This is a genomic window from Cyanobium sp. N5-Cardenillas, from assembly GCF_024345515.1.
Classification (GTDB): Bacteria; Cyanobacteriota; Cyanobacteriia; order PCC-6307; family Cyanobiaceae; genus Cyanobium.
On sequence record NZ_JAGQBG010000128.1, the window covers coordinates 1 to 8892 of the forward strand.

Annotated in this window: 5 protein-coding genes; all 5 read left to right on the plus strand. The window is 65.4% G+C overall.

Going from position 1 to position 8892, the window contains the following annotated elements; genetic code table 11:
• Nucleotides 1-299 precede the first annotated feature (299 nt).
• Nucleotides 300-1352: an efflux RND transporter periplasmic adaptor subunit gene (locus tag KBZ04_RS10825; protein WP_254991940.1), complete on the plus strand. Its 1053-nt coding sequence runs from the start codon at nt 300-302 to the stop codon at nt 1350-1352.
• A 10-nt stretch (nt 1353-1362) separates the two neighbouring features.
• On the plus strand, nt 1363-4773 hold the full coding sequence (locus KBZ04_RS10830; RefSeq protein ID WP_254991941.1) for an efflux RND transporter permease subunit: 3411 nt from the start codon (nt 1363-1365) through the stop codon (nt 4771-4773).
• Nucleotides 4773-5057, plus strand: coding sequence for a hypothetical protein (locus KBZ04_RS10835; protein ID WP_254991942.1), 285 nt, complete (start codon nt 4773-4775; stop codon nt 5055-5057). The genes KBZ04_RS10830 and KBZ04_RS10835 overlap by 1 nt, the downstream gene beginning before the upstream one ends.
• A 75-nt stretch (nt 5058-5132) precedes the next feature.
• On the plus strand, nt 5133-6284 hold the full coding sequence (locus KBZ04_RS10840) for an efflux RND transporter periplasmic adaptor subunit (RefSeq protein ID WP_254991943.1): 1152 nt from the start codon (nt 5133-5135) through the stop codon (nt 6282-6284).
• Nucleotides 6285-6292: 8 nt separating this feature from the next.
• Nucleotides 6293-8892, plus strand: a 2600-nt coding sequence (locus KBZ04_RS10845) for an efflux RND transporter permease subunit (RefSeq protein ID WP_254991944.1), incomplete at its 3' end; no start/stop codon positions are given.

Sequence of the window (8892 nt, forward strand, 5' to 3'; positions counted from 1 at the left end):
CCGCCACAGCTGTTGCAGGGCCAGTTGCGGCCCGGGCCCATGGGTGATACGCAGGGGGCGCTTTCGGAGACTCCAGTGTGGTATTGAAGGCGTCCATGGATCAGGGGTCGCCGTCACGTCGGCTTCAGCCCCGGGATTTTTCTCCCATGCCCTAGCATTCGCCTGGCTGAAGGGTTCGCGTTGAAGGTTCGGTGCGCATAACTCCATCAGGGCTGCGACAGAGCCCGACCCATCGCCTCCCCCGCCAGCGTTGCCGTTCCTCCAAGGCCGTTAGGGCTCTTCTGCTTGGCGGACCTCTGGTGGCCCTTTCCTTGCTGGCGGGTTGCCAGTCGGAGGCTCCCGCCGCCAGGCCACCCCTTTCGGTGCGGGCCGAAGCGGCCACCCTGGCGCCCTTCACCGACAACGTCGACACCGTCAGCACCTTGGAGGCCATCGAAGAGGTGCGCCTGGCGGCCCAGGCCGGCGGCCGCATCCAGCGCCTGCTGGTCCGCCAGGGGGACAAGGTGAACCAGGGTCAGATTCTGCTGGTGCTCGACCAGGCCCAGGCCCAGGCCGACGTGGCTCGCTTGGTGGCGGAGGTGGAGACCAACAAGCTCAACTACGAGCGCTACGAATACCTGGTGCGCCAGGGGGCCGCCAGCGCCTTCCAGCGCGATGAGTTCCGGCAGCGTTACCTCTCCTCCAGGCAGGATCTGGTGGCGCGTCGGGCGGATCTGGCCTTCCGTGATCTGAAGGCACCGATCTCCGGTGTTGTCGGGGATGTGCAGGTGAAGCTGGGTGATGTGATCTCCGCCGGCGATCCGTTCACCTCGATCATCCGCAACGACCGGTTGATGGCCCGGGTGGACGTGCCGGCCGTCTTCTCCAATCGCCTGCGGGTGGGTCAGCCGGTGATCCTGATGGATCCCGCCACCAACAAGCCCATGGCCCAGAGCGTGGTCAGCTCCCTCGATCCCGGGGTGGTGGCCGGCACCCAGTCCCTGCTAGCCAAGGCCGAGTTCGCCAATCCCGGCGGGGTGCTGCGCACCGGGTTGCGCACCCGCACCCGCCTGGTGCTCGACAGTCGCCAGGAGCTGTCGGTCCCCTTCGCGGCCGTCACCCAGATCTCCGGCCAGAGCTTCGTCTACGAGGTGGGCAGCCTGGCCGATCTGGAGCGGCGCCCCGGCCGCACCGACCTGGCGGTGGCCCGCAAGCTCCCCGCCGGCACCAGCTTCGCCCTCCAGACTCCGGTGCAGCTCGGCCCCCTGCAGAACAACCGCTATCCGGTGCTCAAGGGCCTCCAGCCGGGCGCCCGTGTGATCACCACCAACCTGATCAACCTCCGCAACGGCGCGCCCGTCAAGGTCAACTGAGCCCAGCCTGATGTCCCCTTCGAACACGTTCATCCTCAGGCCGGTGCTCACCACGGTGTGCAGCCTGCTGATCGTGATCGGTGGCCTGATCGCGATTCCGCTGCTGCCGATCGAGAACCTGCCGGACATCGCCCCGCCGACGGTGAGGGTCACCTCCCGTTATGTGGGAGCCGATGCGGTCAGCGTCGAGCAGGGCGTAACCAGCGTGCTCGAGCAGCAGATCAACGGGGTGCAGAACATGGAGTTCATCACCTCCACCAGCGCGGCCGACGGCTCCAGCGCCATCTCCGTCACCTTCGCCAGCGGCAGCGACGGCGACATCAACCAGGTGAACGTCCAGAACCGGGTCTCCCTGGCCCAGCCCAGCCTGCCGGAGGAGGTGCGCCAATCGGGCATCACGGTCAACAAGGCCTCGAACTCCATTCTTCTCGTTTATAACTTCACAAGCGAAGATCCGAAAAATCAATACAGCCTTGAGACCATCAGTGGCCTCCTGGATCAGAACCTCACCGATGCGGTCCGGCGCGTGCCCGGTGTGGGTGAACTCACCTATTTCGGCAACCGCCAGCTGGCCTTCCGCCTCTGGCTCGATCCGGATCGGCTGGCGGCCAACAAGCTCTCGGCCGCCGATGTGGTGCAGGCCCTGCGCAGCCAGAACCGTCTGGTGCCCGTGGGACGGATCGGTGGTGCTCCCTCCCCCGAGGGCCAGCAGTTCACCCTGACGGTGCAGCTGCAGGGACGGCTGCGGACCACGGAGGAATTCGGCTCGATGATCCTGCGCTCCACCGGCGACGGTGGCCTGGTGCGGCTGCGGGACGTGGGCCGGGTGACGCTGGGGGGTGAATCCTTCGACATCGAGGCCTCCGACCTGCGCGGTGTCCCTTCGGTGGGCATGGCGATTTACCAGCTCACCGGCAGCAATGCCCTCGATGTCTCCAGTGGTGTGGAGGAGGTGATCAAAGAGTTTGCCGAGACGATGCCGGTGGGCATGACGATCCAGAAGATCTACGACAACACCGAATTTGTCGAAGCCTCGATCGACGGCGTCACCACCGCCCTGCGGGAGGCGGTGGTGCTGGTGGTGCTGATCCTGTTCCTGTTTCTGCAGAACTGGAAGGCCACCCTGGTGCCGGCCATCGCCATTCCGGTGGCCCTGGTGGGCACCTTCCTGTTCGTGCAGGCCTTCGGCTTCACCCTCAACCAGCTCACCCTGTTCGGCCTGGTGCTGGCGGCGGGGCTGGTGGTGGATGACGCCATCACCATCATCGAGGACACCTCCACCAAGAAGGGCTCCGGCCTCAGCGCCCTGGAGAGCGCCAAGTCCACCATGGACGAGCTGTTCGGCGCGGTGATCGCCACCTCCCTGGTGCTGTTTGCGGTGTTCGTGCCGGTGCTGTTCTTCCCCGGAGCCACCGGGACGATCTACAAACAGTTCGCCGCCACGATCATCTTCTCGATCCTGATCTCCACCTTCAACGCCCTCACCTTCTCGCCGATGCTCTCGGCCCTGCTGCTGGCCAGGGAGAGTGAACCGCCCAGCCGCCGCACCTACGCGATCTCCGGGGTGTTCATCGGTTTCGTTTACGGGCTGCTGGCCAGCGGTGGCGGCACCTTGGTGGCCCTGGGCATGCTGGCGCTGGCCACGGGGATCGGCTTTGGCCTGCTGCTGCTCACTGGATTTCCCCTGCGGCTGCCATTCGCGATCGGTGGCGCCGTTTCGGCGCTGTTGCTGGCGGGGGTCAACAGTCCCCTCGAGGTGCTGATCTACACGCTGATCGGTGGGGCGCTGGGTTGGGGGGCTCCGTTCATTTTCCGTCGCTTCAACGTCATCTATGCCGGTGTGGAGCGGCGCTACCAAGCCGGCCTGGGCTGGGTGCTGGGCCGGCGCCGGCTGATCATGGCCTTCCTGGCCGGAGGCATCGTGCTCACCGCCTTCGCCTTCACCTCCATCCCCACGGGTTTCGTGCCGGTGGAGGATCAGGGCTATGCCATCGGCTTCGTCCAGGCCCCCGACGGGGCTTCTCTGGAGAACACCCGCCGCATCAATCAGCGGGTGGCGGAAATTCTGCGCAGCGAAAAGGACATCACCTCGGCGGCGGTGTTCAGCGGCGCCAGCCTCGATGGCAATGCCCCCAACCGGGGTCTGTTCTTCTTCGGCACCCGCAACTGGGACGAGCGCACCTCCGATGAGCAGTCGGTGGCGGCGATCACCCAGCGGCTGAACCGTAAGCTCTCGGTGATCCAGGAGGCCCGCATCATCGTCATCGAACCCCCCGCCATCCCCGGCTACGGCACCGGGGCGGGCTTCGAGATGCAGATGCTCAACCGCAGTGGGGGTGCGCTCTCCCCTGCCGATTTCTTCGCGGCGGCCACCCAGCTGGTCGGCAAGGCCAACCAGAGCGGTCTGTTCGATCGGGTGTTCACCCAGTTCTCCCCCGAGGCCCCCCAGCTGCAGATCTTCGTCGACCGGGATCGCATGGCGGCCCTCGGGGTCGACTACGGCACGGCGATGCAGACGTTCAGCTTCAACATCGGCTCCTTCTATGTGAACGACACCTTCGATGCCGGCCGGGTACGCCGCATCTTCGTCCAGGCCGATGAGCGCTACCGCGCCAATCCGGATCAGCTGAAGTCCCTGTACGTGCCCAACGCCAGCGGTGAACAGATCCCCCTGTCAGAATTCATCACGGTGGAGTCGACCACGGGTCCGTCGGTGATTCCCCGCTTCAACCTGTTCCGCTCCATCAAGGTGGAGGGTTCGGCGCTGCCGGGCCGGAGCTCCGGCCAGGCGATCAAGGACATCCAGGACCTCTTCAACAACCTCTCCACCACCGGCGTCGGCTACGACTGGACCGGCATCTCCCGGGAGGAGGTGGCGGCAGGGGCCCTGGCGATCGTGATCTTCGCCCTCGGCATCCTCACCGTCTACCTGGTGCTCTCGGCCCAGTACGAGAGCTACAGCGATCCGTTGATCATCCTGATGACCGTGCCGACGGCCATGCTCGGGGCCCTGGCGTTCCTGGCCCTGCGGGGTGAGGTGCTCAACATTTATGCCCAGGTGGGCCTGGTGATGCTGATCGGTCTGGCGGCCAAGAACGGCATCCTCATCGTCGATCTCGCCAACCAGCGCATGCAGGAGGGTGAATCCGCGCTGGAAGCCGCGAGGGCCTCGGCCCAGTCCCGCTTCCGGCCGATCCTGATGACGGCCATCTCCTCCCTGTTCGGCTTTCTGCCCCTGGTGTTTGCCAGCGGTGCCGGTGCCCGCAGCCAGGCTTCCCTGGGTACGGTGGTGTTCGGTGGCCTGGCCGTGGCCACCGTGCTGTCCCTGTTCGTGGTGCCGGTGTTCTACGTCGTGGTGAAACAGCTCACCGGGGCTTCGCCTCCGGCGGCGGCTGAGGCCCCGGCGGACGGAGCGTCCTGATGCCGGCCCCCTGCCCACCCATCAGTGGCCGGCGTGTGCTCTGCGCAGGCATGATGACGGGTCTGGTGGGGTTGGCCATCGCCCAGTTCCTGCGGGCCCTCGTGGTGAATACTCCCCTGAGGATCACTCCCCAGGCCCTGTTCTGGAGCACGGTGGTGTTCGGAGGCTTCGGCGTGGTGGCCGGCATGGCGGTGGAGGCGGTGCGCCAGCTGCAGGAGTCCAACCCGGAGCCCGACTACCACCGGCGCCACAGCCGCCGTGGCGGGCCAGGGCCCCACGCCTGAGGGGCCGCAAGCCGCGCCGGCCCAGTGGGGCGAAGGGGGCTTTTCCGGTACGTTGCACAGGTATGAACCGGTCCGGTGCGCAGGCAGGCCTTCCCCACTCTCCTTCCTCTGGCGCTGCTGCTCGCAGCCTGCGGCGCCCCTAAGCCCGAGGCCCGCCAGCCCCTGGTGGTGCAGACGGTGACGGTGGGGGAGTTCCGCTTCACCCCAGGCATCGAGACGATCAGCGTCATCGAGTCCACCTCCAACGTGGTGATGCGGCCCGAGTCCGATGGCCGGGTGGTGCGCATCCTGGCCAGGGAGGGCCAACGGGTGAAGGCGGGCCAGCCGATCCTGGTGCTCGACAACGTGCAGGAATCGGCCACGCTCGATTCCGACCGGGCCGAGGCCATCAAGGATCGCGTCAACGCCGAGCGCTACGTCTTCCTCAACGAGCAGGGGGCGGTGTCAACCAAGGATCGTGATTTCTACATCACCCAGGCGATCCAGAGCCGCGACCAGGCCCGCTCCAGTGCGGCCACCCTAGGCTACAAGTTCGTCACCGCCCCCATTGACGGCGAGATCGGCAACCTCGATTCGGTGAAACTCGGGGATTACGTGCGCCAGGGCCAGGCGATCACCGGAATCGTCAACAACAGCTCCCTCTGGACCCTGATGGATGTGCCGGCCACCCAGTCCAGCCAGGTGAAGATCGGCCAGCCGGTGCAGGTGGAGAGCCAGAGCAACCCACCGGTGAAAGGCATGGGCCGGGTGGTGTTCGTCTCCCCCTATTTCGCCACCGCCAGCCAGGAGGGCTCCTCCACCCAGCCCAACACGGTGCTGGTGAAGGCGGAGTTCCCCAATCTCACCGGGGTGCTCAAGACGGGCCAGTACGTGCGCAACCGCATCATCACCGGCACCAGCGACCAGCTGGCGGTGCCGGTGGAGGCTGTGATGATGCAGGCCCAGCAACCCTTCGTGTACAAGGTGTTGCCCCTGGCCACGATCCTGCCCCAGATCAAGGCCTCGGACCAGCTGCTGCCGGCCCAGAAGCAGCAGCTGGAGAAACTTCCAGGCACCACGCCCGTGGTGGTGCAGACCGCGGTGACGCTCGGCAAGTTGCAGAACAACGCCTATCCCGTGCTCTCCGGCCTGGCCAAGGGGGATGAGGTGGTGGTGAGCAACACGGCCCTGCTGCGCTCCGGCATGCCGGTGCGGCGGGCGCCGGCCCCGGCCCCGGCGGCGAGCTGAGCGAACCGATGTCGTTTTCCGATAACTTCATCAAGCGGCCGGTCCTGACCACCGTCTGCAGCATCCTGATCGTGCTGGTGGGTCTGATCGCCATCCCCACGCTGTCGATCGAGAATCTTCCCAACATCGCCCCACCCCTGATCCAGGTGACCTCCAACTATGGAGGTGCCAATTCCCTGGTCACCGAGCAGGCGGTGACCAACCCGATCGAGCAGCAGATCAACGGGGTTCCAGGGGCCAATTACATCTCCTCGACCAGCAACATGTCTGGGACGAGCACGATTCAGGTCTTCTTCAACGAAGGGACTGACATCAACATCGACCAGGTGAACGTGCAGAACCGCGTTTCCCTGGCGATGCCCCAGCTGCCCCAGCAGGTGCAGGCCACCGGGGTTTCGGTGATGCAGAGCACCCCGTCGATCCTGCTGGCCTATCAGGTCACGTCAACGGAGGGTCAGTTCGATGCCTCCTATCTCAACGGTCTGATTTATCAGAACCTTTATTTTCAGCTGGAACGGGTGCCGGGCGTGGCCACCGTCAACCTTCTCGGTGGTAGCAATCCCGCCTTCTGGTTGTTTGTCGATGCCAACAAGCTGACCGCCAATAACCTCACCGCCGATCAGGTGGTCAATGCGGTGAGCAGCCAGAACTCCGTGGCGATCGGTGGCCTGGTGGGGGGACCGCCAGCTGGGGGGAACCAGAAGTTCGCCTACCCGATCCTGGTGGAGAACAACGGCAACCTGGTGTCCGTCGAGGAGCTCAACAATCTGATCGTCGGTCGCACACCCGCCGGCAACCTGCTGCGGCTCAAGGATGTGGGTGAGGCCACCTACGGCACCAACACCTACGCCCAGCAGGCCGTCAGCATCGAAGGCCACCCGTCGATCACGGTGGCGGTCTTCCAGACCCCCGAGAGCAACGCTCTCGACGTTTCGAACCAGGTGGTGCAGGTGATGAACCAGTTCACCCAGACCGTCCCCCCGGGGGTCAAGGTGTTCGAGATCTACAACATCGGCCAGTTCATTGAATCGGCCGTAGAGGGGGTGATCGATGCCCTCGGCCTGGCCATCGTGCTGGTGCTGCTGATCCTGTTCCTGTTTCTGCAGGACTGGCGGGCCACGGTGGTGCCCAGCCTGGCGATTCCGATCTCCCTGATCGGCACCTTCGCCTTCGTCAAGATCTTCGGTTTCTCGATCAACCAGCTCACCCTGCTGGGCCTGGTGCTGGCCACCGGCCTAGTGGTGGATGACGCCATTGTGGTGATCGAGGCGGTGGAAAAGAACCTGGAGAAGGGCATGCGCCCCCGCCAGGCCGCCATGGAATGCATGGGTGAGTTGTTCGGTGCCCTGGTGGCCACGGCCCTGGTGCTGATGGCGGTGTTCGTGCCCGTGGCCTTCTATCCCGGGGGCATCGGCATCATCTACAAGCAGTTCGCCCTCACCATCGCCTTCTCGATCGCCATCTCGGCCTTCAATGCGCTCACCTTCTCGCCGATGCTCTCGGCCCTGCTGCTGAGGAGCCAGAAGTCGGCGCCTCCGGGCCGGCTGGTGGGCATCATCGGTGGCGTGGTGGTGGGCCTGGCCTTCGGCCGTTTCAGCGCCGCCTCCTTCGGCAACCTCACCTACGTGGTCGGCGTGGTGGCCGGTGTGCTGGCCGGAGCCAATCTGGTCTGGATCTTCAACCGCTTCAACGCCTTCTTCTCCCGTCTGGAGCGCGGCTACGCCGCGATGGTGGCGGCCCTGATCGCCCGGCGTCGCTGGATCCTGGTGGGTCTGGGCGGCGGCATCGCCCTCACCCTGTTCGCCTTCAGCGCCCTCCCCTCCGCCTTCATCCCTGAGGAGGACCAGGGCTACGGGATGGGCATCTTCCAGCTCCAGAACGGTGCCTCCCTCAGCCAGACCCAGGCCACAGGCCTGGAGGTGGCCAAGGTGCTCAATGCAGAAGAGGAGATCATCGCCGGTTCGGTGGTGAGTGGCTACGGCTTCAACGGCGCCAGTCCTGATCAGGGGGTGTTCTTCTTCGGCTTCAAGCCGCTCGAGGAGCGCAGCGGTGCCGACCAGAAGGCGCCGGCGATCGTCAACCGGCTCAACGCCAAGCTCAGCCAGATCAGCTCCGGCATGGCGGTGGCGGCCCAGCCGCCGGCGATCCCGGGCTTCTCCGCCCAGGGTGGCTTCTATTTCCAGTTCAACGACCTCAGCAACGGGGCCTTCAGCTTCAACGAGCTCAATGATCAGGCCAAGCAACTGATCCAGGCGGGCACGGCCAGCGGTGGCTTTTCCACCCTCTACACCCAGTTCATCCCCAGCGCCCCGGCCTTCGGGCTGAAGATCGACCGCTCGATTCTCGGGGCCCTCAACGTCGACTTCCAGCAGGCGATGCAGACGATCGCCGTGCTGGCGGGCAGCAACTATTCGGGCCTCACCTATGAGAGCGGCCAGGTCCGGAACATCTACGTCCAGGCGGCCTCCGAGAACCGCAGTTCCCTCGAGGATGTGCTCAGTTACTACGTGCGCAGCAAGGACAACAAGCTGGTTCAGGTGTCGGAATTCGCTTCTGCGGAACTCACCAGCGCTCCGCCGGTGATCAGCCACTTCAACCTCTACCGCAC

Bases quoted from the DNA above. Each gene is read 5' to 3' on its own strand.
- KBZ04_RS10830 (WP_254991941.1), top strand. From the start codon at position 1,363: ATGTCCCCTTCGAACACGTTCATCCTCAGGCCGGTGCTCACCACGGTG.
- KBZ04_RS10835 (WP_254991942.1), top strand. From the start codon at position 4,773: ATGCCGGCCCCCTGCCCACCCATCAGTGGCCGGCGTGTGCTCTGCGCA.